This is a genomic window from Bordetella tumulicola, assembly GCF_054779135.1.
The window spans coordinates 95,180-119,931 of record NZ_BAAGYU010000007.1; the positions used below are offsets into that span (position 1 = coordinate 95,180).

The window sequence follows — 24,752 nt, forward strand, 5'->3', positions numbered from 1 at the left end:
CGTGGCCGCACGCCCTAACAACAATATTGATCAGAGGCAAGCCCGTGAGTAAAAAAAGTGGCGTGATTGGGATTGGGGCGTTGGTGGTGGCCATCGCGGTGGGGTTGGGATGGTGGGCAGGGCGTGGTGATGCGCCCACGAGCGCGGACTCGCCAGCGTCGAGTGCCACGCCTGCGACCGTCGCTACCAAAGCAGCGTCACCGACAACTGATGCTGCTGCATCGACGACCGCTCAAGAGCCGGCCAACGCCTCGACCGTGATTGGCCAGGCCGATCCCTTTGCGTTGCTGGATTGCAAACCGCGCGAGTTTCGCGACTCGATGGCACTGGCCATCACCTTTACACAGCCCGTTGACCGCAAGGACGATCTGACACGGTTTATCCGGGTGGTCGATACCGGCGAGGCAACGACGTCCGACGACACTCAGCCGTCCGGGCAAACCGACAGTACGGACGACGCCACCAAACAGAACGACGCCGACAAGCAGAACGACGCTGCCAAGCAAGGCAAAGTCGTGGAGGGTGCCTGGTCGGTGGGCGACAACCCGCGCATCGTGTATTTCCCCTATGTCCAGCCGCAGCGTGCTTATGCGATCCGGGTCGATGCAGGTTTCCCAGGTGCTGAAAAAAACTCGACCCTAGGGGTCGAGGGCAACTGCACGGTTCAAACCGAGGCCATGCCGCCGTCGTTTTACTTTGCAAGCCGTGGCGTCGTGCTGCCCGCCGGACAAAACGGCGGTTTGCCCGTGGCCACCGTCAATACGCCCGAAGTCGACGTGGAATTCTTGCGCGTATCGCCGGAGCATATGCCCGAATTTTTCGATGAAGTATTGGGTTTGAGCGACACGTCCAACGAGGACGACGAATGGCGGTATTCCGATAATCGCAGCCTGAAGGGTTCGGTCAGCAACTGGGATCTCGATCGTCTGCATACCCTGACAAAGAGTGTGTATCAGGGGCGCTTTGTCACCGATGACAAGCCCAACCGACGCCACGTGACCTTCTTGCCCGTCGAAAACATCAACGAGCTGAAGCAGCCCGGCATTTACGTGGCCATCATGAGCGAGCCTGGTCGTTTTCGCTACGAATACCAGGTGACCTATTTCTATATCAGCGATATGGGCCTGCATATGCGTCGTTATTCCGACCGTATCGAGGCCTATACCGTGTCGCTGAAAACAGGCAAGCCCGTCAAGGACGCCCAGGTCGAGTTGGTGGATGCTGCAGGCAAAGTCCTGGCTAAAGCAACCTCTGACGAGGGGGGGCATGTGCGCATTGATGGCGATTCGTCCCGTGCGCGCTTGATACGCGCTGCGCGTGGCGATGAGTTAACGATGCTGTCGCTGGCCGAGCCCGCGCTGGATCTGTCCGAGTACGACATCGGCGGCCAACCTTCTCGTCCAAATAATCTATTCGTCTATTCCGGCCGCAACTTGTATCGACCTGGCGAGACCTTTCAGGTGTCGGTATTGCCGCGCGACCTGGACGGCCGGCCGCTGAAATCCGCGCCGCTGACCGCCGTCCTGAAGCGGCCCGATGGCCGTACGGTGCGCAGCGAGCTCTGGCAACCCAGCGAAAAAATCGCCAACTATATCGAGCACGCCATTGACCTGCCGGTCGATGCGCAAACCGGCAAATGGCTGCTTGAACTGCGCGTCGATCCGGCAGCCAAATCGCCTGATGCCGCCTGGTGGTTCCAGGTCGAGGAATTCCTGCCCGAGCGCATGAAACTGCATCTGGATTCCGATCAGGCCGTGCTGTCCCCGGGAGAAACCTGGAAGATCGATGTACAGGGCGACTATCTCTACGGCGCTCCAGCTGCGGGTAACCGCCTGTTGTCCAGTTTTCAGGTAAAGCGTGACCGCTATGCGCTGAATCAAAAATGGCCGGGCTTCATTTTTGGCGATGTCGCCGATGACAAGCTGCGCCACTACGAAGAGCTACCGGAAACAACCTTGAATGACGGGGGCGCGGTCGAGTTGGCGATCGACCTCAAATCTGTCGGCGAGGCGAAATCCCCGCTCAGCGTGCGTATGTCCGCCAGCTTGCTCGAGTCGGGCGGACGCCCGGTGGTGCGTTCGATCGAGCGCAGTGTCTGGCCGGCCGACAAACTGATCGCGGTGCGGCCCTTGTTTGACAACGATGTTACCCGCGAGGGCGCGCCCGCGGGTTTTGAAGTCGTGCGCCTGAATGCATCCGGTGAGGTGGTGCCGCTGGCCGAGGCGCAAGTCCGTTTTTTCCGGGAACAGCGTAACTATTACTGGCGCTACGACGATCAGCGTGGCTGGAACAGTGGCTATACCGAGACCGAGGACCTCGAGGACTCGCGCACGATCGCGTTACCTGATCGTACGTCGTTGACCTTGCCGGTCAAGTGGGGACGCTATCGTCTCGAAATTACCGACCCGGAAACTGGCCAAGTCATGCGTTACCGCTTCTATGCCGGGTGGGATGCGCAAGACTCGGACGCGATGGGCAACCGTCCCGATCGTGTCCAGATGAAACTCGAAGGCGTGCCTGCACGCCCCGGCGATAACGTCAAACTGACCGTGACGCCGCCCCATGACGGCGAAGCTCTCATCACGGTCGAAGGCGACCGCATGCTGTGGTCGAAATGGGTGCCGGTCAAAGTCGCGGGAACGACCGTTGACATCCCTCTGGATGCCTCATGGAAACGTCACGATCTTTACGTCGCCGCCGTGGTATTTCGGCCCGGCAGCGAGGGGGATCGTGTCACGCCCGCGCGCGCCGTGGGGTTGAGCTTCCTGCCTATTGCCAGCGACGAGCGCAAGCTCAATGTCGCGCTGACGGCGCCCGCCAAAGTCGAACCCGAAAAGCGCACCACCGTGCGCGTCAAGGTCGATGGTGCGCAGGACAAGGGGGTCCATGTCACGTTGTCCGCCGTGGACGTGGGTATTTTGAACATCAATCAGTACGCCACGCCCGATCCGATGGACTTCTACTTTGGCAAGCACCGTTATGACGCCGAATTGCGCGACATGTACGGCAAGCTGATCGAGAAGATGGATGGCACCAAGGGCCGCCTGAAATGGGGGGGCGACGCCGCCATGCGCGGTGATAGCCAAAGCCTGCCCAAAAAGGTCAAGCTGGTGGATCTGTTCTCGGGGCCCGTGACGCTGAACGAGCAAGGCGAAGCCGACATCCCGCTGGACTTGCCGGACTTCAATGGCACGCTGCGTTTGATGGCCGTCGCGTTCAGCGATGCGCAATATGGCCATACCGATCAGGAAATGGTGGTGGCCGCACCGATCGTGGCCGAGTTGAATATGCCGCGCTTTATTACGCCCGGCGACCGGGCGACCGTGGCAGTCGATGTCACCAACCTGAGCGGTGCCGCGCAGCAGATCACGGTGAATTTGCAGGCGTTGGATCCCTTGTCCATCGCCGATGGGGGCACGCGCACCCTGACCCTCAAGGATCGTCAACGCACGACAGTGCGTTTTACGGCAACTCCGACAGGATCGTACGGCTTGGGATTGGTGCGTTTGACGATCGATGGCAAGGGTGGTGAGAAACCCATCCATATCGAACGAGAATCCGTGCTGCAAGTGCAGCCGTCGCATGCCGCGGAAAATCTGATTCAGCGCGTGCGCTTGGCCCCGAGCGAAAGCTTTGCTCCGGGCGCGGTCACGGGTTATTACGTCGATTCCGTTTCGGCCAATATCAGCATGTCGAACCGCCCGCCCATCAACGTCTCTCGTCTGGTCAAGGATTTGCTGCGGTACCCCTATGGCTGCACGGAGCAAACGATCAGTTCGGCGTATCCGTGGGTACTCATGGACGAGGCCGATGGCAAGCGTTTCGACCTGCCCATTCAGACGAAAGAGCAGCGCGCGGAAAAGGTCGCCTACGCTGTGGGACGATTGGCCGGCATGCGCAACGCCATGGGTAGCTATTCGCTGTGGGGCGACCCGGGTTCCGCACGCGATATCTGGTTGACCGCCTATGCGGTGGGCTTCCTGCAGGATGCGCGCGATCAGGGCTTTAGCGTGCCCGAGCAGTCCCTGGATCGTTCGCGGCAATGGTTGCAAGCGCAATTGCAGCAAAGCTTGGGCGCTTTCGGAACGTGGCCCGAAGCCTTGCGTCAATCGTTCGAAAAAGGCGATGTCAATAGCAGTTATCACGCCATGATGCGCGGCGATCATCGTCTTTTCGCGGGCTATGCGACGGCGGCGCTGGTCTTGGCACGTGATCGCCAGGCGTCGCTGGCTACACTGCGCCAGTTGTTTGATCGTTATCAAGAACGCTCGTTATCGCCCTTGCCCCTGATCCAGTTTGCCGTCGCCTTCCAGTTGATGGGCGACACCGCTCGTATGGAAAAGGCCATGGCGCTGGCTCTGGCGCGGCCTTATGGCTATCCGGTTCGGGGCAAGTTCTACGTGACGGCATGGCTGGGCGATTACGGTAGTGCAGTGCGGGATTACGCCCTCGGCTATGCGCTGGCGACGACCTATAAGCTGGCGCCGCAAGGCCGCGAGTCCCTGATGTCGCAACTCGATGGCTACATGCGCGATCGTTCGTATCTGTCGACGCAAGAGCAGATGGCTTTGGTGCTGGCGGCCCGTGCCGCGGGCGGCGACGCGGAAAAGCCATGGGCAGCGGCGCTGACAACGGAGTCGGGGAAACAGGATCTGGCCAGCGCCCAGGATCAAACGGTTTCACTCAAGTTTGCCGATCTGCCATCGCTGCAGTTGACCAACACCGGATCACAGCCTTTGTTTGTAGAGTTCGATTTACAGGGCACGCGCCAGGAAGCCCCCGCGCCGCAGAGCAGCGTGATTTCGTTGCAGCGGCGCTGGTATACGCCCGACGGCCGGGCATGGGACGGCGGGGTGTTGCGCACGGGCGACATGTTGGTCGTCAGGCTCAGTGCCTCTGCGAATCAATCGATTCCGGATGCATTGATTGTCGATCGCGTGCCGGCGGGCCTGGAAATCGAAAACCTGAACCTGTCGCAAAGCCCCGAGATGCAAGATTGGCAAATCGGCGGCATACAGGTGGCAGATGCGATGGCCAATCCGGCGATCAAACATCGTGAGTTTCGCGATGACCGTTATGTCGCGGCGGTGTCGCTGGACCGTCGCGCGACCGAGGTGTTTTATATGGTGCGTGCGGTCACCCCGGGACGTTACGCCGTGCCGTCCACGGTGGCCGAGGACATGTACCGACCCGAACTGCGAGGCGTAGGCGAACGATGGAGCCCGATCGAGGTTCGCGATCGCATGCCGGTTCGCTAACCGGAGCTGAGGAGCCGACCCAAAAGGGACCACCTCCTCAGCCCGGGCGCAATCGCACGCGACGCCCGAGTATCGGTAAAGTCCTTCGGCGGGGTGGGGGAGCGCTGGCGCTGGCGATCGTCATCGCGGCTGCCGTGGTGCTGATCCTGGATCGGCTGTTTCCCCTGCCGTCGGTGGGAGGCGGAGGGGCTTCAGTAGTGGTCGCCGCCGATGGTACGCCACTGCGCACCTATCCCAGCCGTGACGGCATGTGGCGTTATCCTGTGACGCCACAGCAGGTATCCCCGTACTACCTGGAAACCTTGCTGGGTTACGAAGATCGCTGGTTTTACTGGCATCCCGGCGTCAATCCCGTCGCGCTGGCACGCGCGGCGTGGCAATGGTTCACGCATGGGCGCATTGTGTCGGGCGGCTCCACGATCACCATGCAGGTCGCACGGCTGCTGGATCCCGAGCTGGCGGGCCAGCCCTCGCGCGTCTTGTCGGCCAAACTGCGCCAAATGGCGCGTGCGCTGCAATTGGAGTTGCACTACAGCAAAGATGAAATCCTGGGCCTTTATCTGACGCATGCGCCCATGGGCGGCATCGTCGAGGGGGTGGAGATGGCCTCGCGTCTGTGGCTGGGCAAGTCCTCGATGGATATCAGCCCGGCCGAAGCCGCATTGCTGACGGCATTGCCACAAGCGCCATCGCGCCTGCGGCCCGATCGTCATCCGCTGGCCGCGCAAATCGCGCGCGATAAAGTGCTGGACCGCATGGCGGCAAACGGCCAATGGAGCGCCGAGGCCGTCGCGGACGCTAAAATAGAAAACGTGCTGGCGCCGCCGCTGCGGGCACGTTGGCTGGCGCCGCTGGCCGCTCAACGCTTGCAGATCGAGCAACGCCGCACGGGTGAGCGCGCCGAGATCGTCACCTCTACTCTGGATGCGAATATCCAGGCCACGGCCGAGCACATGTTGCTGGATCGCATCGATGCCTTGCCGCCCAAAGTGTCGATGGCCGTATTGATCATGGACAACAATACCCTGGAGGTCAAGGCGTACGCCGGTTCGGCGGACTTTGCCGATGACAGTCGCTATTCGCACGTGGACATGGTGCGCGGCGTGCGTTCGCCAGGGTCCACGTTGAAGCCCTTTCTCTACGCCCAGGCGCTGGACGACGGCATCGTGCATTCGGAAAGTATGCTCATGGATGCGCCGCTGTCCTTTGGCGGCTATGCACCCGGTAACTTTCAGGCGTCATTCTCCGGGCCGGTCAGCGTGTCCCGGGCCTTGCAGCGCTCGCTGAACGTGCCTGCGGTGGATTTGCTGGACCGGGTGGGGCCTCATCGTTTTGCATCCATGATGTTGGCGGGCGGCGTACAGTTACGTATGCCGGCGGGAGCCGAACCCAATTTGAGCTTGATTTTAGGCGGGGGTGGCACCACCTTAGAGGAACTGGTCGGCGCGTACCGTGCCTTGGCACGGGGCGGTCTGGCCGGACGGCCTCGTTTGTCCCCGGATGAGCCTCGGGTCGAATCGCGAATGATGAGCGCGGGCGCCGCGTGGATCGTGCGCGATATTCTCGAGGGAGGGGGGCATCCCGATCGTCCGCTGGAGCAAACAGGTCGTCGTTTGGCCTGGAAAACCGGTACCAGTTTCGGATTTCGCGACGCCTGGGCCGTCGGGGTGACCGATCACTGGACGCTTGGCGTCTGGGTGGGGCGGCCCGATGGCACCCCCAACCCGGGTTTCTTTGGAGCCAATGTGGCAGCACCCTTGCTGACTGATCTGGTCGCCGCGTTGCCGGCAGGGCCGCCGATCGCGCGGCAACGACCGGCGACCGTACAGCCCGTCGTGACCTGCTGGCCGTTGGGATGGCGCCAGGGCAGTCCGCAGGCGGGGGCATGTACCCAGCCGCGCACCGCCTGGTCACTGGACGATACGGTGCCGCCGACGTTTGCCGGTTATGCTGATATTGCAAGTGGGCCACTGCGCTTGCAGGGGGTGGCCAATGGATCGGTGTTGCGCCCTGTGCCGGGCCGTGACGCCGTATCAATAGAGGTGCGCGTGGACGGCGCGCGGGGGCAGGTCTGGTGGATGCTGGATGGCTTAGTCCAGCAGCGCAGTGTGGCTACTGCCCCGATAAATCTGTCTATGGTGCAAAATGGTCGCTATACCCTGACTGTGATGGATGAGCAAGGCCGACATGACCGTGTGGTTTTTGAAATCACTGGCGTTACGCCCTGATCAGCTTAGAATATGAGTCGTATTTTTCGATCGCTTCAATGCGTTATGGAGGAAGCGTGATTTCTCAAGAACTTGAAGTCAGCCTGCATATGGCTTTCGTCGAGGCCCGTTCGGCCCGGCATGAATTTATTACCGTCGAGCATCTGCTGCTGTCGCTGCTCGATAATGCCTCGGCCATCGAGGTCCTGCGTGCTTGCACCGCGAATCTGGATGATTTGCGCGGCAACTTGCGTCAGTTCGTGTCTGAAAATACGCCGGTCATTCCCACCGGCGCGGAGGTCGACACGCAGCCTACGCTAGGATTTCAACGCGTCATTCAACGCGCGATCATGCACGTGTCGGCAGGCGGGACGGGTAAGAAACCGGTCACAGGCGCCAATGTGCTGGTGGCTATTTTTGGCGAAAAAGACTCGCACGCTGTGTACTACCTGCAACAGCAGGGCGTCACACGCCTGGATGTGGTCAACTTCTTGTCACACGGCATCACCAAGCAACCTCAAGAAGAAGCCGCCGCCCCGAAAGAACAACCCGGTGTCGAAGAAAACACCGAGGCGCGTCAGTCGCCGCTGGATCAATATGCGACCGACCTGAACGCGGCGGCGCTGGCGGGTCGTATCGATCCACTGATTGGCCGCGAGCACGAGGTCGAGCGCGTGATTCAGGTGCTGTGCCGCCGTCGTAAAAACAACCCCCTCCTGGTGGGCGAAGCCGGCGTGGGCAAGACTGCCATCGCCGAGGGATTGGCCTGGCGCATCACGCGCGGCGAGGTCCCCGAGATTCTGCAGGCCGCGCATGTCTATGCGCTGGATATGGGCGCGCTGCTGGCCGGTACCAAATATCGCGGCGATTTCGAGCAACGCCTCAAAGGCGTGCTCAAGCAGATTCGCGGTAATCCTGACTCCGTTCTGTTCATCGACGAGATCCACACGCTGATTGGCGCCGGTTCGGCGTCCGGTGGCACGCTGGATGCGTCCAACCTGCTCAAGCCCGCCTTGTCGTCGGGTCAGCTCAAGTGCATCGGCGCGACGACCTATACCGAATTCCGCGGCGTTTTCGAAAAAGACCACGCCTTGTCGCGTCGTTTCCAGAAGATTGACGTGCCCGAACCCAGTGTCGAGCAAACCGTGCAGATTTTGCGCGGCCTCAAGAGTCGCTTCGAAGAGCACCACAGCGTGCGGTATTCCGCGGCGGCGCTCACGGCCGCGGCCGAATTGTCCGCGCGTTATATCAATGATCGTCATTTGCCCGATAAGGCCATCGACGTCATTGACGAGGCCGGCGCCGCCCAGCGGCTGCTGCCGCGCTCGCGCCAAAAGAAACTCATCGGCAAGATCGACATCGAAAACATCGTTTCCAAAATTGCGCGCATTCCGCCGCAATCCGTGTCCAACGATGATCGAAGCAAGCTCGCGACGCTGGATCGCGACCTGAAAACCGTGGTGTTTGGCCAGGACAACGCGATCGAGGCGCTGTCGGCCTCCATCAAGATGGCGCGTTCCGGATTGGGCAAGCCAGACCGTCCGATTGGTTCGTTCTTGTTCTCGGGCCCGACCGGTGTGGGTAAAACCGAAGTCGCACGCCAATTGGCGTTCACCTTGGGGGTCGAGTTGTTGCGCTTTGACATGTCCGAGTACATGGAGCGCCATGCCGTGTCTCGCCTGATCGGGGCGCCTCCCGGATACGTCGGGTTTGATCAGGGCGGTCTGTTGACCGAAGCCATCACCAAGCAACCGCACTGCGTCCTGCTGCTCGACGAGATCGAAAAGGCCCATCCGGATGTGTTCAACATTCTGCTGCAGGTCATGGATCATGGCACCCTGACCGACAACAACGGGCGCAAGGCGGACTTCCGTAATGTCATCATCATCATGACGACCAACGCGGGTGCCGAAACGTTGAATCGGCCGTCCATCGGTTTTTCGAACAGCCGTGTCACCGGCGACGAAATGGCCGAGATCCGCCGCATGTTTACGCCCGAGTTCCGCAATCGCCTCGATGCCATCATCCCGTTTGACAGTTTGTCGCGCGATATCATTTTGCGCGTGGTCGACAAATTCCTGATGCAGCTTGAGGACCAATTGCACGAACGTCGTGTCGAGGCGGTCTTTACCGAGGCCTTGCGTGCACATCTGGCCAAAGAGGGTTTCGACCCGCTCATGGGTGCACGGCCGATGCAACGCCTGATCCAGGACACCATACGGCGCGCGTTGGCCGACGAGCTGTTGTTTGGCAAGCTGGTCGATGGTGGCACGGTGACCGTCGATCTGGATGCCGATGGCAAGGTGCAACTTAACTTTGATGGATCAGGCAAGTCGGCAGACTCCAAGACGCCGCCGGACCGTCAGGAAGTCGAGTTGGTTGATTGACCTTGTCCCCCAAACCGCTGATTTCCTGCGAGCACTGTGGCAGTATTTTCCGGCGGCACGAGCTGCAGCACGGCGAAACGGCCACGTGCGCGCGCTGCGGTACCATTCTGTGGCGGTATAGTGGGATCAGTGTATCGGGGTGGCTAGCGTTGAGCTTGGCCGCCCTGATCGTTTTTGCGATTGCCAATGCGTACCCGGTCATCAGCATGTCAGTGCAGGGCATGACACGTGAGGCGTCGTTACTCACCGCGGTGATCATGACCTGGGATCAGGGTTACGTATGGACAGCCATGATGACCGGGCTGGCGGGCTTTGCCTTGCCTTTCTTGCATCTGATTATCTTGGTGTGGGTGTTATGGCCGCTGGCGCTCGGCCGCGAGCCAGCGGGTTTGCGACCCGCCGTACGCCTCTTGGGCATATTGCGTCCCTGGTGCATGGTGCCGGTGTTCTTGCTGGGGGTATTGGTATCGGTGGTCAAATTGGCGGGCATGGCGTCAGTCAGCCCGGCGCCGGGCTTATACGCCTTTGGCGCCCTGGTCGTGCTGCTGGCAACGCTTGAGCGCTTGTCGCCGCATGCATTATGGCGTTATGTCGAGAAGGCAGGCGTCACACCTGTCCATGTGCCGCGGCCCGCACCCGGGCAGACACTGACGGGTTGCCATGTCTGCGGGCAGGTACAGGCCGTGCCTGTGCCTGACGGCTCATCATCGTCGCATGAGCCCTATCACGTACATGCTATCGATCATCAGCACGAGGGCGACTCACATCACTGCGTCCGTTGCAACGCGATCGTGCATGCACGCAAGCCTCAAAGCCTGACCCGTACCTGGGCATTGTTAGTCGCGGCGGCGGCGCTTTATGTGCCGGCGAATGTGCTGCCCATCATGAACATCCAATCCCTGTTTTTGGGCGACAGCGGCCATACGATTCTGGGTGGGGTGGTCGAGTTATGGCAGACCGGTTCGTGGGATATCGCACTGATCGTGTTTATCGCCAGTATTGTCGTGCCGCTGACCAAAATGTTGGCTCTGGCAATACTTGCCGGTAGCGTACAACGGGAAAGTCAGTTTAATCTGCGCCAACGCACTCGCCTGTATGAAATGGTCGAGTTCATCGGGCAGTGGTCGATGCTGGACGTTTTTGTCGTGATACTGCTCGCGTCGCTGGCGCATTTTCAGGGGCTGATGGAGATTTCAGCGGGGCCGGCGGCCGGGGCGTTTGGCCTGGTAGTCATTTTGACCATGCTGGCCGCCATGAGCTTTGATCCGCGCCTGGCGTGGGATCTTGAGACACACGAATCAGACGAAACGAACGAAGCAAGCAATACGGCAATCGCTTCACGCAGGGCACAAGACCCGAGTGATCACGAGGCGCCGAGTATGACTCACACCGGGACCGGCCCCGTGGCTTCTCGGCACGATACGGCATAGACAAATTCAGGCATCGCATTCAAATCATGGTCGATCAAAAATCCCCGCCCCCTGATGACGGTATTGCCGCGCCAGAGGTGGTACGCAAAAAACAACGACGCATCAACTGGGTGTGGTTGGTGCCGGTGGTTGCGGCGCTGATTGCCTTATCGCTTGTGCTGCGCACCTGGATGCAAGAGGGGCCCGAGATTTCCATTGTGTTTGAAACCGCCGAAGGTCTCGATGTTGGCAAAACCCAAATCCGCTATAAGGACGTGGTGGTGGGCATGGTGCAACGGATTAAGTTCAACGAAGACCGCTCCAAAGTCATTGTGACAGCTCAATTATCCAAAAACGCCGCGGGGCTGGCCGCAGAGGGAACGAATTTTTGGGTGGTACGTCCACGCCTGGGCCTCAATGGGGTGTCGGGCCTGGGGACCCTGCTGTCTGGCGCCTATATTGATGTGGACGCCCGGGACGGGGCAGGGGCCGAAACCTCCGCGACCAAATTCGACTTTGTGGGCCTGGAGACGCCGCCGGCCGTGACCAACGATCGTGCTGGCAAGCGTTTTATCCTAAAAGCGCAAGATTTAGGATCGCTGGATATCGGCTCGCCGGTGTATTTCCGTCGCATCAACGTGGGGCGCGTTATTGGATACAAGCTTGATGACAGCGGAGAAGCAGTCAATGTCGAAGTCTTCGTCGATGCGCCCAACGACAAGTTCGTCACGACCGGTACGCGTTTCTGGAATGCCAGCGGGATCGATCTGCAGGTAGACGCGAGCGGGCTGAAGCTGCATACCCAGTCCTTGATGTCCCTGGCGTTGGGGGGAGTGGCTTTTGAGTCCGTCAATGTCAATGATACGAAGCTCGCCGAACCCGGCGCCAGCTACGAACTCTATGACACGGAGGACGAGGCCAAGGCGAACCCGGATGGTGAACCATTCCCGATCCGTATGCGTTTTGATCAGACTATTCGGGGCTTGGCTGTCGGCGCGATGGTCGATTTCCAGGGTATTGCTCTGGGTCATGTCACCAAGATCAGCATCGATTTCGACAACGACAAAAAACGCTTCTTCGCCGTGGTTGATGCCGTTCTGTATCCCGAGCGTCTAGGACCCGTGTATGACAGGATGCATGCGCGTGCCGAGGCCGATGGCGACAAGACCGGCGGACGCTTGCTGGCGGTCATGGTGAAATACGGTTTGCGGGCGCAGTTGCGTACGTCTAACCTCTTGACCGGTCAGTTGTATATCGTGCTCGAAAATTTCCCGAAGGTCGAGCCCGTCGAATTCAAGATCACGGATCCGATTCAGATACCCACGATCCCGGGCAATCTGGAACAACTGCAGCAGCAGATCACCAACATCGTCGACAAGATCGACAAGATCCCGTTCGATCAGATCGGCACGGATCTGCGCTCGACCTTGTCGAGCGCGTCGAGATTGTTGACTACGCTGGACAAGAACCTGGCTCCCGAGTTGCGCAACACCGTCCAGGCCGCCCGCAAGTCGCTCGATGCCATCAATGAGTTGTTGGCGCAAGACGGATCCCTGCCGACCAACGCCGAGCAGGCCATGAAGGAATTGGGTCGTGCCGCTCGTTCGTTGCGCGGCCTGGCCGACTATCTGCAAGTCCACCCCGAAGCCTTGATTCGCGGCCGTGGCGATGATCCCATCCCGGGCCAAGTCAGGAACTAAGCCATGTCTGCCATGCGACGCATTTCGTTTTTGTCCCTGCTGGCGCTGTCAGCCGCCCTGGCCGGTTGCGGCAGTTCGCCTCCCGTACGTTTCTACACATTGCAACCGGCACCGCAAGCGGCCCCCGCGAACGTGCCGCGCGTGGATTATCAAATCGAGCTGGCGCCTGTGACGGTGCCGCAGCAGGCCGATCAACCGCAGATCATGCTGCGAGAAGGGCAGAACAATGGTGCCCTGACACCGCTTTATTCGGATCGCTGGAGCGCATCGCTGGGCAACGAGATCGGTTCGGCGCTGACGGACACCCTGACACGCACGCTGGGGGCGCTGAACGTGCAGACGCTGTCGCCCGCCAAGGACATCCCTGTGTGGCGCATCCAGGTCGATGTGCAGCGCTTTGACATGGTCGAGGGTGGACCGGCGCGATTGGATGCCACGTGGCGTGTGCGTCCCATCAATGTAAAGAATGGCCGCGCCCTGATTTGCGGCTCGGTGGTGCAGGTGCCTGCCGATCAGATCAATGTGGTAGGGTCGCTGGTGCATGCGCAGCAGCAGGCGGTTGTGTTGCTGGCCGACACTATTGCCTCGGCGATTCAGTCCGGGGGCGCGCGTGCGACACCGGCCTCCGGACAAGTACAGCTGCTGGGTTGCGCCCAATAAAATAGGGTTAACCCTTAAAGGTTAACCATAATTCAAAATTGGTTATATCTTCCTTAGTATTCGGGTATCACTGAATGGGTAACCCTGTATCGTGGTGCCTTGCGCCCGCGAGTGGCTTGCCATAACTGAGGAACTGCACGCATCATGAGCAGCACCACATTGGGCGTCAAGGTGGACGACACCTTGCGTGACCGCTTGAAGGCCGCCGCGCGGAAACTGGATTGCACCCCGCACTGGCTACACAAGCAGGCATTGTTGGCATACCTGGACAAAATCGAACGCGGCCAGCTACCCGCGGAGATCCTGCATCTTTCCCAGGGCAAAGCCGACATTGGCGATACCGATGCCGGTGCGCAGACCCCCACACCACCATTCTTTGAATTTGGCCAGGACGTCCAGCCGCAGTCGGTGCTGCGCGCGGCGATCACCGCGGCCTATCGTCGCCCCGAGCCCGAGTGCGTGCCGCTGCTGCTGGGCCAGGCGCGTATGCCCAATCCCGAGAAAATCCACGCCATGGCCACGCGCCTGGTGAAGGCGTTGCGCGATAAAGGCGGCGGTGGCGGTGTCGAGGGGCTGATTCAGGAGTTCTCCCTGTCCAGCCAGGAAGGCGTGGCATTGATGTGTCTGGCCGAGGCGTTATTGCGTATCCCCGATCGAGCCACGCGCGATGCCCTGATTCGCGACAAAATCTCGCGCGGCGACTGGCGCGCCCATATGGGCGGCTCGCAATCGCTGTTCGTCAATGCCGCCACCTGGGGGCTGATGCTCACGGGCAAGCTCGTCGCGGTCAATAGCGAGCAATCGCTGTCAAAAGCGCTCACGCGCATGATCGGCAAAGGCGGCGAGCCGCTGGTGCGCAAGGGCGTCAACATGGCCATGCGCATGATGGGCGAGCAATTCGTATCAGGCCAGACGATTTCCGAGGCGCTGGCCAACAACCGCAAACACGAGGCCAAAGGCTTTCGGTATTCGTACGACATGCTCGGCGAGGCCGCGACCACTAGCGAAGACGCGGATCGCTATTACGCCTCGTATGAACAGGCGATTCATGCCATAGGCAAGGCCGCCGCGGGTCGCGGCATCTACGAGGGGCCGGGCATTTCCATCAAGCTCTCGGCATTGCACCCCACGTATTCGCGTGCGCAGCGCGAGCGCGTCATGGTCGAGTTGCTGCCCCGCGTCAAGGCGTTGACGCTGCTGGCGCGCCAGTACGACGTCGGGTTGAATATCGATGCCGAAGAAGCCGATCGGCTGGAGATTTCCCTGGATCTGCTCGAAGCGCTCTGCCTGGCGCCCGAGCTGGAGGGGTGGAATGGCATTGGGTTCGTGATCCAGGCCTACCAAAAACGTGCGCCTTTCGTGATCGATTATGTGATCGATCTGGCGCGCCGCAGCCGGCATCGCATCATGGTGCGCCTGGTCAAGGGCGCCTATTGGGATACGGAAATCAAGCGAGCGCAGGTTGATGGCCTGGAAGGCTATCCGGTGTATACCCGCAAGGTCTATACCGATGTAGCGTACCTGGCTTGTGCACGCAAGCTCTTGAGCGCACCCGAAGCCGTGTATCCACAATTCGCGACGCACAACGCTTATACCCTGTCGGCGGTGTACCAGTTGGCGGGCCAAAATTACTATCCCGGGCAGTACGAATTCCAGTGCTTGCACGGCATGGGCGAGCCTCTGTATGACCAGGTCGTCGGGCCGCTCGCACAGGGCAAGCTGAACCGGCCGTGCCGCATCTATGCACCCGTGGGCACGCACGAGACCTTGTTGGCCTATCTGGTGCGTCGTCTGCTCGAAAACGGCGCCAATACCTCGTTCGTGAATCTGATCGGCGATGAAAGCATTTCGATCGATCAGTTGGTGGCGGACCCGGTCGATGTGGCCGCGTGCATTTCGCCGCTGGGCGCACCGCACGAGCAAATTCCGCTACCGCGTGAACTCTATGGCCCGGCCAGCAGTGGCGCACGCCTGAATTCCGCGGGCCTGGATCTCACTAACGAGCATCGACTGGGGTCGCTCGCGGCCGCGTTGTTGGCCAGTGCCGCCACCCCGTGGCAGGCGCTGCCTATGCTGGGCGAGGCCAGTATCGCCTGGGATACCGCGCGGGTGATCGAGGTGCGCAACCCCGCGGATCAACGCGATCTCGTGGGTCATGTCATCGAGGCACTGCCCGCCGAGGTTGACGCGGCTTTGCGCCTGGCGGAAAGCACGGCGCCGATCTGGCAATCCACGCCGGTGGCCGAGCGCGCGCAGTGCCTGCGTCGCGCCGCGCAACTTCTCGAAGAAGGCATGCAGCCGCTGTTGGGCTTGATCGTTCGAGAGGCAGGGAAGTCCTTGTCCAACGCCATTGCCGAAGTCCGCGAGGCTGTCGATTTTCTGCGCTATTACGCGGATCAGGCCGAGCGCGAGTTCGGTAACGATACCCATCGTCCGTTGGGAACGGTGCTATGTATCAGCCCCTGGAATTTCCCACTGGCCATTTTCACCGGGCAGGTCGCGGCCGCGCTGGTAACAGGTAACTCCGTCATCGCCAAGCCGGCAGAGCAAACCTGCCTGATCGCCGCGCAGGCCGTGCAGATCCTGCGGTCGGCCGGCGTGCCCGCGGGCGCCGTACAGTTGTTGCCAGGGCGTGGCGAAACCGTCGGCGCACAACTGGTAGACAGTTCCGCCATCGATGGCGTCATGTTCACGGGGTCTACCGATGTGGCGCGTCTGATTGCGCGCACCTTGGCGCGTCGCCTGGATGATCATGGCCATACCATTCCGCTCATTGCGGAAACGGGCGGTCAAAATGCCATGATTGTGGATTCGTCCGCACTGGCAGAGCAGGTCGTGTTCGACGTGTTGAACTCCGCCTACGATTCGGCAGGCCAGCGTTGTTCCGCATTGCGCGTGCTGTGCCTCCAGGAAGACAGCGCGGATCACATCTTGCACATGCTGCGGGGCGCCATGCGCGAATTGCGCGTGGGTAATCCCGATCAATTAGCGGTCAATGTGGGTCCGGTGATCGACGCGGATGCCCGCGACAATATCCTGCGTCACATCGAGACAATGCGTACCGCCGGCCATCGAATCGATCAGGTCGAGCTCGATAGCCAGTGCCGCTACGGCATGTTCGTACCTCCCACGTTGATCGAGATCGGTAGTGTGGACGCGCTCACCCGCGAGGTCTTCGGTCCGGTGTTGCATGTATTGCGCTATGAGCGTAACGCCCTGGATCAGGTACTGGATCAGATCAACGCGACGGGTTACGGATTGACCTTTGGCGTGCATAGCCGTATCGACGAAACCATTGGGCATGTGACACAGCGGGCGCATGCCGGAAACATGTACGTCAATCGGAATATCGTAGGCGCAGTCGTGGGCGTGCAGCCCTTTGGCGGCGAGGGATTGTCCGGTACCGGCCCGAAGGCGGGAGGTCCGCTGTATCTGTACCGTTTGCTGGCACTGCGGCCCGCTGGACTGCCCCCTGGCGTCGAGAAGGACGTGTCTTTGTCCTCACCCTGCATGCAAACGTTGCCGGGCCCCACGGGCGAGCAAAATACCTATCATCTGCACCCGCGTGGCACTGTGTTGTGCGTGGCGGCTACCGAGGCGGGCGCACAGGCCCAGTACGCGGCTGCCCAGGCGTCCGGCAACAAGGCGCTGTTCCTCGATACCCCGGCCGTACAGGCTTGGCGTGCGGGTTCCGGATCGCAAGCCAGCGTCACGCTGCTTGCGGATGACAAAGTTGATGAGGCGGTATTTCAGGGCGTATTGTTCGAGGGCGACGGAGATAACTTGCGTGCCTGGAACGAGCGCATTGCGTCGCGCAACGGTCCCATCCTGATTGTTCAAGGGCTGACGCCGGACGCCTTGGCGGCCGGCGCCGCCTATACGTTGGAGCAACTCGTGGCTGAGCGTTCCATTAGTGTGAACACCACCGCGGCTGGCGGAAACGCCAGCCTGATGTCTATTGGTTGAGTGACGCACGGGTTATCGCTAATAGCCGAGCAGGTTGCACCTGGTCAAAAATCCGGTGCAACTTTATCGGCAAATGACGGGAAAGTTGAGCTTTTTCGAAAGACCTCGCAAGGGCTCGACATTCCTTTTTTCTACATGAGAAAAGGCACCTGTGCCAAAAGCCGCAGTATGCCTACCGAGTACCCCATTCACAAAGGAGGGTTGACATGAAATTTGTATTTTCCCCACCGGCACTGGTCGCCGCGCTGGCTGCCGCCAGCTTCGTCAGTATGGCCCATGCCGAAGACATCAAGTTCGGCTTTGCCGCACCACTGACCGGTCCGCAATCGCACTACGGCGAAGACATGCAAAACGGTCTGACGCTGGCGCTCGAAGAGGCCAACAAAAAAGGCATCAAGGTTGATGGCGAAACGGCCAAATTCATCCTGGTGTCGCGCGACGATCAGGCCGATCCCCGCACGGCGGTGCAGGTGGCGCAACAACTCGTTGACGAAGAGGTCGAGGGTATCCTGGGTCACTTCAATTCGGGGACGACCATTCCCGCCTCGCGCGTGTACAACGAAGCCGGGTTGCCGCAAATCGCCATGGCCACCTCGCCCGAGTACACCAACCAGAGCTACGACACGACCTTTCGCATGATGACCAGCGACACGCAGCAAGGTGCTGCCGTGGGCAAGTTCATCGTCGACAACCTCAAGGGCAAGAAAGTCGCCATCATCGACGACCGTACGGCTTACGGACAGGGCTTGGCTGACGAGGTCGAAAAGGCCGTTAAAAAGGCTGGCGGCGAGATCGTGCGTCGCGAATACACCACCGACAAGGCCAATGACTTTACCGCCATTCTGACCAACATCAAGGCTGCCGCGCCTGATGCGATTTTCTACGGTGGTCTGGATGCGCAATCCGGTCCGATGAAGCGTCAATTGGTCAGGCTGGGAATCCAGGCGCCGCTGGTGTCAGGTGAAATGACCCGCAGTGATACTTTCCTGAAGCTCGCTGGTGATGCCGCCGAGGGCACGTATGCGTCGTTGGCGGGCGTACCGCTGGACAAGATGGCAGCGGGCAAAGACTTCGCGCAACGCTACGAGGCGCGCTTTAAAAAGTCACCCGGTGTTTATGCCCCTTATGCCTACGATGGCGCCTGGACCATGATCACGGCCATTGAGCAGGCGGGTTCCGCCCAGCCCGAAGACTACCTGCCCAAGCTGGCAGCGATCGAGCGCAAAGGCGCGACCAGCGAACACATCGCCTACGACGACAAGGGTGATCTGAAAGAAATCTCGGTCACTATTTACCAAGTCAAGAACGGTAAATGGGAAATGGTCGAAACCATGGTTAGTCAAGCCAACTAAGCCAGGCATCGCGTGCGGGCACAGGGTGCCCGCACCGCCGCATACTTGTCACGCGGCATCGGGTCCGCGCGGCGCGGTCGTTTTCTCTACGAGCACTTCAAAGGCTCAGCATCCCTATGGATATCTTCATTCAGCAGCTTATCAATGGCCTGACGCTGGGTAGCGTGTACGCGCTCGTCGCCTTGGGCTATACGATGGTGTACGGCATCATCGGGCTCATCAATTTCGCGCATGGCGATGTGGTCATGATAGGGGCCATGGCGGCCACCATGATTGCGACCTCCCTGGTGGGAGGCGACCCCACGGTATCGGCCGTTGTTGTGTTGGGCGTGGGCCTGCTTGTGGCCGTGCCCTTGTGCATGGCTGTTGGCTGGACCGCCGAGCGCGTGGCCTATCGGCCGCTGCGCCGTGCGCCGCGCCTGGCCGCATTGATCACCGCCATCGGTGTATCGATCATTTTGCAAAACCTGGCCATGATGGTGTGGGGGCGCAACTACCTGAGCTTTCCGCAAGTCTTGCAGCCCCAGGTCTTCGAACTGGCGGGTGCGCGCATAACCTCGTTGCAAATGGCCATTGTGCTGATCGCTGCATTGATCATGGGCGCATTGTTTGCCGTCGTGCACAAGACCCGCCTGGGTACCGCCATGCGTGCGACCGCGCAAAACCGCGAAGTCGCTGGTTTGATGGGGGTCAATATCAACACGGTGATCTCGGCTGCCTTTTTGATTGGCTCAGCGTTGGCCGCTATTGCCGGCATGATGGTCACCACTTATTACGGTGTCGCTCAGTACACCATGGGCTTCATGCTGGGCCTCAAGGCTTTTACTGCTGCGGTGTTGGGCGGTATCGGCAATATGGTCGGAGCGATGGCGGGCGGACTGTTGCTGGGCGTCATCGAATCGCTGGGTGCAGGCTACATCGGTGACATCACCGGCGGCTTCTTGGGCAGTCATTATCAAGACGTCTTTGCCTTTGTGGTGCTCGTGCTGGTGTTGATTTTCCGTCCGTCGGGCTTGCTCGGTGAGCGTGTAGGAGATCGCGCATGACGACGACTAAGTCTCGCGGCGTGTCGAGTCGCAACCTGCTGGGTATTGTCCTGATAGGTGTTGCATTGGCCGTGCTGCCGTTCGTGCTGGGCATGGCCGGGCAAAGCTGGGTGCGCATCGTCAATTTTGCCTTGCTGTACGTGATGCTGGCCCTGGGCCTGAACATTGTGGTGGGCTTTGCCGGCTTGCTCGATCTGGGTTATATCGCGTTTTACGCGGTAGGCGCTTATGCCTGGGCATTGCTGGCGTCACCGCACTTTGGCTTGCACTTGCCGTTCTGGGCGATCTTGCCGATCAGCCTCGGCGTGGCGTGCGTATTTGGCGTACTGCTGGGAGCACCTACGCTCAAATTACGCGGTGATTATCTCGCCATCGTGACTTTGGGTTTTGGCGAAATCATCCGCATTTTCCTTAATAATCTGAATGCGCCGATCAACATCACCAACGGGCCGCAGGGCATTAACCGTATAGATGGCTTCAAGGTCGGCGAGTTCATGTTCGGCCGTACAGAAACGCTGCTTGGCATACGCTTTACCGGTCCCGAAAAGTACTATTACTTGCTGTTGGGCATTACCTTGCTGATCGTGCTGGTGTGCATGCGCTTGCAAAATTCACGTATCGGCCGAGCTTGGGAGGCCATACGTGAAGACGAAATCGCCGCCAAGGCCATGGGGATCAATACGCGTAACGTCAAGCTCCTGGCATTTGCGATGGGGGCATCTTTTGGGGGCGTTGCGGGCGCGTTGTTTGCGTCCATGCAGGGTTTCGTCAGCCCCGAGAGTTTTAGCCTGACCGAATCTATTTCCGTTCTGTGTATGGTGGTGCTCGGCGGCATGGGTAATATCCCCGGCGTGATTCTGGGCGCCGTGCTGTTGGCCGCCTTACCCGAGTTTCTGCGTGCCGTGGTCGAGCCCGTGCAGCGGCTGATATTCGGCGAAGTCGTGCTCGACCCCGAAGGCATCCGCATGCTGCTGTTTGGCCTGGCGATGGTTTGCGTGATGTTGTTCCGGCCCGCCGGACTGTGGCCCTCTGCCGTGCGCAAGCGCGAGCTGGCAGGCACGACCGGAGGTCGAGCATGAGCATCATTTTGCAAGCAGAAGGTCTGGGCAAGCGTTTTGGTGGCTTACAAGCCTTGTCCGGCGTGAGCTTTGATATTCAAGCCGGTGAAATCTACGGCCTGATCGGCCCAAACGGCGCGGGTAAAACGACGCTATTCAACGTATTGACGAGCCTATATATCCCGGAAGAGGGGAGCTGCACGTTCAACGGCAAGCCACTCACCGGACGCAAACCGCACGAGGTTGCCCAAGTCGGCCTGGCGCGCACCTTTCAAAACATTCGTTTGTTCGCCAACCTGAGTGCCATCGAAAACGTCATGATCGGGCGACACGTGCGCACCCGCGCCGGGGTGTTGGGTGCGGTACTGCGTACGTCTGCGACCCGAGCCGAAGAGGCTGCCATCGAACGACGTGCCCACGAGTTACTCGACTATGTCGGCATCGGCCCACGTGCCAACGATGTCGCTCGCTCGTTGTCTTACGGCGACCAACGGCGCCTGGAAATCGCACGGGCGCTTGCCACCGAGCCCAAGCTGCTGGCACTGGACGAGCCTGCGGCGGGCATGAATGCATCAGAAACTGTGGTCTTGCGCCAGCTGATCGAAAAGATCCGTAACGATGGAATCACCGTGCTCCTCATTGAACACGATATGAAACTCGTGATGGGATTATGCGATCGCGTGCTCGTCCTGGAATACGGCAAGGTCTTGGCCATGGGCAAGCCTGCACAGGTACAACGCGATCCGAAAGTCATTGAAGCTTATCTAGGTGCTGGCGCCGCCCAGGACATTCAGGCGCCGCATTCGGAGCACACCGTACCATGAGCGCATCTCAACCCTTATTAGCGTTGCGTAATCTAGAGGTCGCCTATGGCGGTATTCGTGCCGTGCGCGGTATTGACCTTCACGTCGATGCCGGCGAATTGGTTTGCCTGATCGGCGCGAATGGCGCGGGCAAGAGCACGACGCTGCGAGCCATATGTGGCCTGGTGCCTTTGGCTGGCGGCGATGTGCAATACGATGGTCAATCCATCAATGGTCGCAAATCGTTTGAGCTCGTGCGTCGCGGTTTGGTGATGGTCCCCGAGGGGCGAGGTATTTTCGGTCAACTGACGATCGAAGAAAACCTGGCCATGGGCGGGTACACGCGGCGCGATGCGGTGCAGATACGACAGGATACCGAGCGCGTGTTCACCTTGTTTCCCCGGTTGGCCGAGCGTCGCAAACAAGCGGCCGGTACGCTGTCGGGCGGCGAACAACAAATGGTCGCCATGGGCCGAGCGATGATTGCCCGCCCCAAATTGCTGTTGCTGGACGAACCCTCGATGGGATTGGCTCCCCTCATGGTGGAAAAAGTCTTCGAAGTCGTGCGCACCATTGCCAACGAGGGTGTCACTATTTTGCTCATCGAGCAAAATGCCAAGCTGGCGTTGGAGCACAGCCATCGCGGCTATGTGATGGAGTCTGGCGAATTGGCGCTGTCTGGTCCCGCGCGTGACGTGCTGACCAACCCAAAAGTCCGCGAGGCGTATCTGGGCGAGCTTTGACGGCAGGCGGCAGGGCGGGGCCGTTCATCATGCCCCGGCCCCTCGTCTGCACCGCATCATTTAGGCAGCGGGGGATTCGCGATTGATTGCGGATACGACGCCCGTATTGATCAAGGTATCGATCTCTTGCGCGCTGTAGCCGAATTCGCCGAGGATAGCGATCGTGTCTTCACCCAGTTGCGGTGCCGGGCGATGGTATTGCGCCGGTGTGGCCGATAGCTTGACGGGCATACCGACGGTGCGCACCGTGCCCGCGACGGGATGCTCCTGTTCCACTACCATGCCGCGTGCCAACGTCTGTGGATGCGACAGTGCCTGCGCGATCGAATGCACAGGACCGGCGGGCACACCGGCCTCATCGAAGACATCCAGCCATTCCTGCGCGCTGCGCGTTTTCAGGATCGTGGACATCAATTCAACGAGCTCATCGCGGTTGTTCATTCGATCGCGATTACGCGCAAAGCGTGGGTCGTCCGCCCATTCGGGCTTGCCCATGGCCGTCGTGATGCGCTGCCAATTCTTTTCATTCGCACCACCGATGATGATCCAGTCGGTACTGGTGGGAAACGCTTGATATGGCGCGCTCAAGACATGAGCCGATCCGGTCGGCCCGGGCGATACGCCGCTACCAAAGTAAATGGCTGCGTGCCAATACAGTTGCTGCAAGCTGGCTTCCAGCAACGAGGTTTCGACAATCTGGCCTTCACCCGTGCGCTGCTTGTGCTGATACGCGGCCAACACGCCGAACGCCGCCAGCAGGCCCGCATTGATATCCGCGACCGAGTTTCCGGTACGCAGCGGCGGGCCGCCAGGTTCTCCGGTAATGGCCATCAGGCCCGAGAAGCCTTGCGCGACCAAATCAAAACCGCCTTTGTCCGCATAAGGGCCCGACAAGCCATATCCGGATACCGCGCAGTAAATCAGGCCAGGGTTCTCTTGGCGCAGGGTCTCGTAGCCCAGACCCAGTTTCTCCATCGTGCCTTTACGGAAATTTTCGGTGACCACATCGGCATCCCGGATCATGCGCAGCAGGACTTTCTTGCCTTCTGGGTGCTTCAAGTCCAGCGCGATGGCGCGCTTGTTCCGGTTCAGCATCAAATAAGGCGCCGAAATACCATTGATCTGTGGGTCGCGATATTGCCGTGAATCGTCGCCGCCGTTGATCTTTTCGACTTTGATCACGTCGGCGCCCATGTCGGCCAACATCATGCCGCAGGTCGGCCCCGCCATGATCTGGGAAAGCTCAATCACGCGCATGCCTGCCAGTGCACCCTTGGCCGCGCCGGCAGGGGGGGTAGGTGTCGCGGATGGATCGTTTTGCATAGGTGCTCCTGAATCAGTACTCAGCGTCCGCTGAACTGTGGTTTTTCTTTGGACAAGAAGGCACGATAACCAGTGCGGAAGTCTTCAGTATCAAAGCAATCGAAGGCCTCGTCGCGATCAGCATCGGTCAATGACTTTCCTGCAACCAGATTTCGAACGAATTTTTTGTGCCAGCGCGCCACCAGTGGCGCACCATCGGCGATGCGGCGCGCGGTTGTCTGGGCCTCGGCGGCGACCTGATCATCGGCGGCGACGCGCGTGACCACGCCTAAGCGCAGCGCCTCGGCCGCGTCAAAAACCGTACCTTCCAGCAGCACCTGCAACGCCACGGTGGGTCCTACCAAGCGTACCAGAGGCGATAACTCTGAATACGACATGACCAGGCCGAGATTCTTGATCGGCACGCCAAAGCGCGAGCTTTCACCGCAAATGCGTATGTCGGCCAAGCTGGCGATTTCCAGCCCGCCGCCGACGCAAATCCCATGAATTTGCGCCACAATCGGGTGACGGCAATTGGCCAGAGACTCAATCGTGCGACGCATGAGCGCCCCGTATGCCACCGCCTGTTGTTTATTGCTGCGCGAGGTTTCGAATTCGCTGATGTCGTTGCCTGGGGAGAAGGATTTCTCGCCCGCCCCACGCAACACGATGCAGCGCACGTCGTCATCTTCGTTCAGTTCCAGAAAAGTGTCGCCCAGCAGTCGCCAGCCATCGATGGTGAAGGCATTGAGCTTTTCCGGGCGATTCAGGATGACGGTTACGATGCCGCCATCGCGTTGCACCTGAACCAGCGACTCGCCAGCCGCGTTGGTGGGAGAGGGCGCATTCATAGGATTCCTT

14 protein-coding genes are annotated in these 24,752 nt (G+C 60.1%); 12 read left to right on the forward strand and 2 right to left on the reverse strand.

Features of this window, described 5'->3' with window-relative positions; all coding sequences use genetic code 11:
- Nucleotides 1-44 precede the first annotated feature (44 nt).
- The 12 genes from ACYVDM_RS08885 to ACYVDM_RS08940 all read left to right on the forward strand — a co-directional run bounded on the left by ACYVDM_RS08885 (nt 45) and on the right by ACYVDM_RS08940 (nt 22,589).
- Nucleotides 45-5,258: an alpha-2-macroglobulin family protein gene (locus ACYVDM_RS08885; protein WP_415786694.1), complete on the forward strand. Its 5,214-nt coding sequence runs from the start codon at nt 45-47 to the stop codon at nt 5,256-5,258.
- A complete protein-coding gene (gene pbpC / locus ACYVDM_RS08890; RefSeq protein ID WP_415786692.1) occupies nt 5,216-7,486 on the forward strand; it encodes a penicillin-binding protein 1C in 2,271 nt (756 codons plus the stop codon). Before ACYVDM_RS08885 ends, pbpC begins: the two co-directional genes overlap by 43 nt.
- Before the next feature lie 56 nt (nt 7,487-7,542).
- The gene (gene clpA, locus ACYVDM_RS08895) at nt 7,543-9,852 is read left to right on the forward strand and encodes an ATP-dependent Clp protease ATP-binding subunit ClpA (RefSeq protein ID WP_415786690.1); all 2,310 of its coding nucleotides are present in this window, start codon (nt 7,543-7,545) and stop codon (nt 9,850-9,852) included.
- A gap of 2 nt (nt 9,853-9,854) precedes the next feature.
- On the forward strand, nt 9,855-11,282 hold the full coding sequence (locus tag ACYVDM_RS08900; protein ID WP_415786688.1) for a paraquat-inducible protein A: 1,428 nt from the start codon (nt 9,855-9,857) through the stop codon (nt 11,280-11,282).
- 26 nt (nt 11,283-11,308) lie between these two features.
- Nucleotides 11,309-12,961, forward strand: a complete 1,653-nt coding sequence (locus ACYVDM_RS08905) for a PqiB family protein (RefSeq protein ID WP_460475367.1) — start codon at nt 11,309-11,311, stop codon at nt 12,959-12,961.
- A 12-nt stretch (nt 12,962-12,973) separates the two neighbouring features.
- The gene (locus tag ACYVDM_RS08910) at nt 12,974-13,621 is read left to right on the forward strand and encodes a PqiC family protein (protein ID WP_415787073.1); all 648 of its coding nucleotides are present in this window, start codon (nt 12,974-12,976) and stop codon (nt 13,619-13,621) included.
- A gap of 144 nt (nt 13,622-13,765) precedes the next feature.
- A complete protein-coding gene (putA, locus tag ACYVDM_RS08915) occupies nt 13,766-17,587 on the forward strand; it encodes a trifunctional transcriptional regulator/proline dehydrogenase/L-glutamate gamma-semialdehyde dehydrogenase (protein WP_415786686.1) in 3,822 nt (1,273 codons plus the stop codon).
- 206 nt (nt 17,588-17,793) lie between these two features.
- Complete coding sequence (locus ACYVDM_RS08920) at nt 17,794-18,939, forward strand: branched-chain amino acid ABC transporter substrate-binding protein (RefSeq protein ID WP_415786684.1); 1,146 nt, start codon at nt 17,794-17,796, stop codon at nt 18,937-18,939.
- 194 nt (nt 18,940-19,133) lie between these two features.
- Nucleotides 19,134-19,985: a branched-chain amino acid ABC transporter permease gene (locus tag ACYVDM_RS08925; protein WP_460475412.1), complete on the forward strand. Its 852-nt coding sequence runs from the start codon at nt 19,134-19,136 to the stop codon at nt 19,983-19,985.
- Nucleotides 19,982-21,064 (forward strand): ABC transporter permease subunit, encoded by a 1,083-nt coding sequence (locus ACYVDM_RS08930; RefSeq protein WP_415786680.1) that lies wholly within the window; start codon nt 19,982-19,984, stop codon nt 21,062-21,064. The genes ACYVDM_RS08925 and ACYVDM_RS08930 overlap by 4 nt, the downstream gene beginning before the upstream one ends.
- Nucleotides 21,061-21,867 (forward strand): ABC transporter ATP-binding protein, encoded by an 807-nt coding sequence (locus tag ACYVDM_RS08935; RefSeq protein ID WP_415786677.1) that lies wholly within the window; start codon nt 21,061-21,063, stop codon nt 21,865-21,867. The genes ACYVDM_RS08930 and ACYVDM_RS08935 overlap by 4 nt, the downstream gene beginning before the upstream one ends.
- Nucleotides 21,864-22,589 carry an ABC transporter ATP-binding protein gene (locus ACYVDM_RS08940; protein WP_415786675.1) on the forward strand — a complete coding sequence of 242 codons (726 nt, stop codon included), beginning with the start codon at nt 21,864-21,866 and terminating at the stop codon, nt 22,587-22,589. Before ACYVDM_RS08935 ends, ACYVDM_RS08940 begins: the two co-directional genes overlap by 4 nt.
- Nucleotides 22,590-22,649: 60 nt before the next feature.
- Here the strand turns inward: ACYVDM_RS08940 and ACYVDM_RS08945 are convergent, their stop codons facing one another.
- A complete protein-coding gene (locus ACYVDM_RS08945; RefSeq protein WP_415786672.1) occupies nt 22,650-23,912 on the reverse strand; it encodes a CaiB/BaiF CoA transferase family protein in 1,263 nt (420 codons plus the stop codon).
- 20 nt (nt 23,913-23,932) lie between these two features.
- On the reverse strand, nt 23,933-24,742 hold the full coding sequence (locus ACYVDM_RS08950) for an enoyl-CoA hydratase/isomerase family protein (protein WP_415786670.1): 810 nt from the start codon (nt 24,740-24,742) through the stop codon (nt 23,933-23,935).
- Between the last annotated feature and the right edge of the window lie 10 nt (nt 24,743-24,752).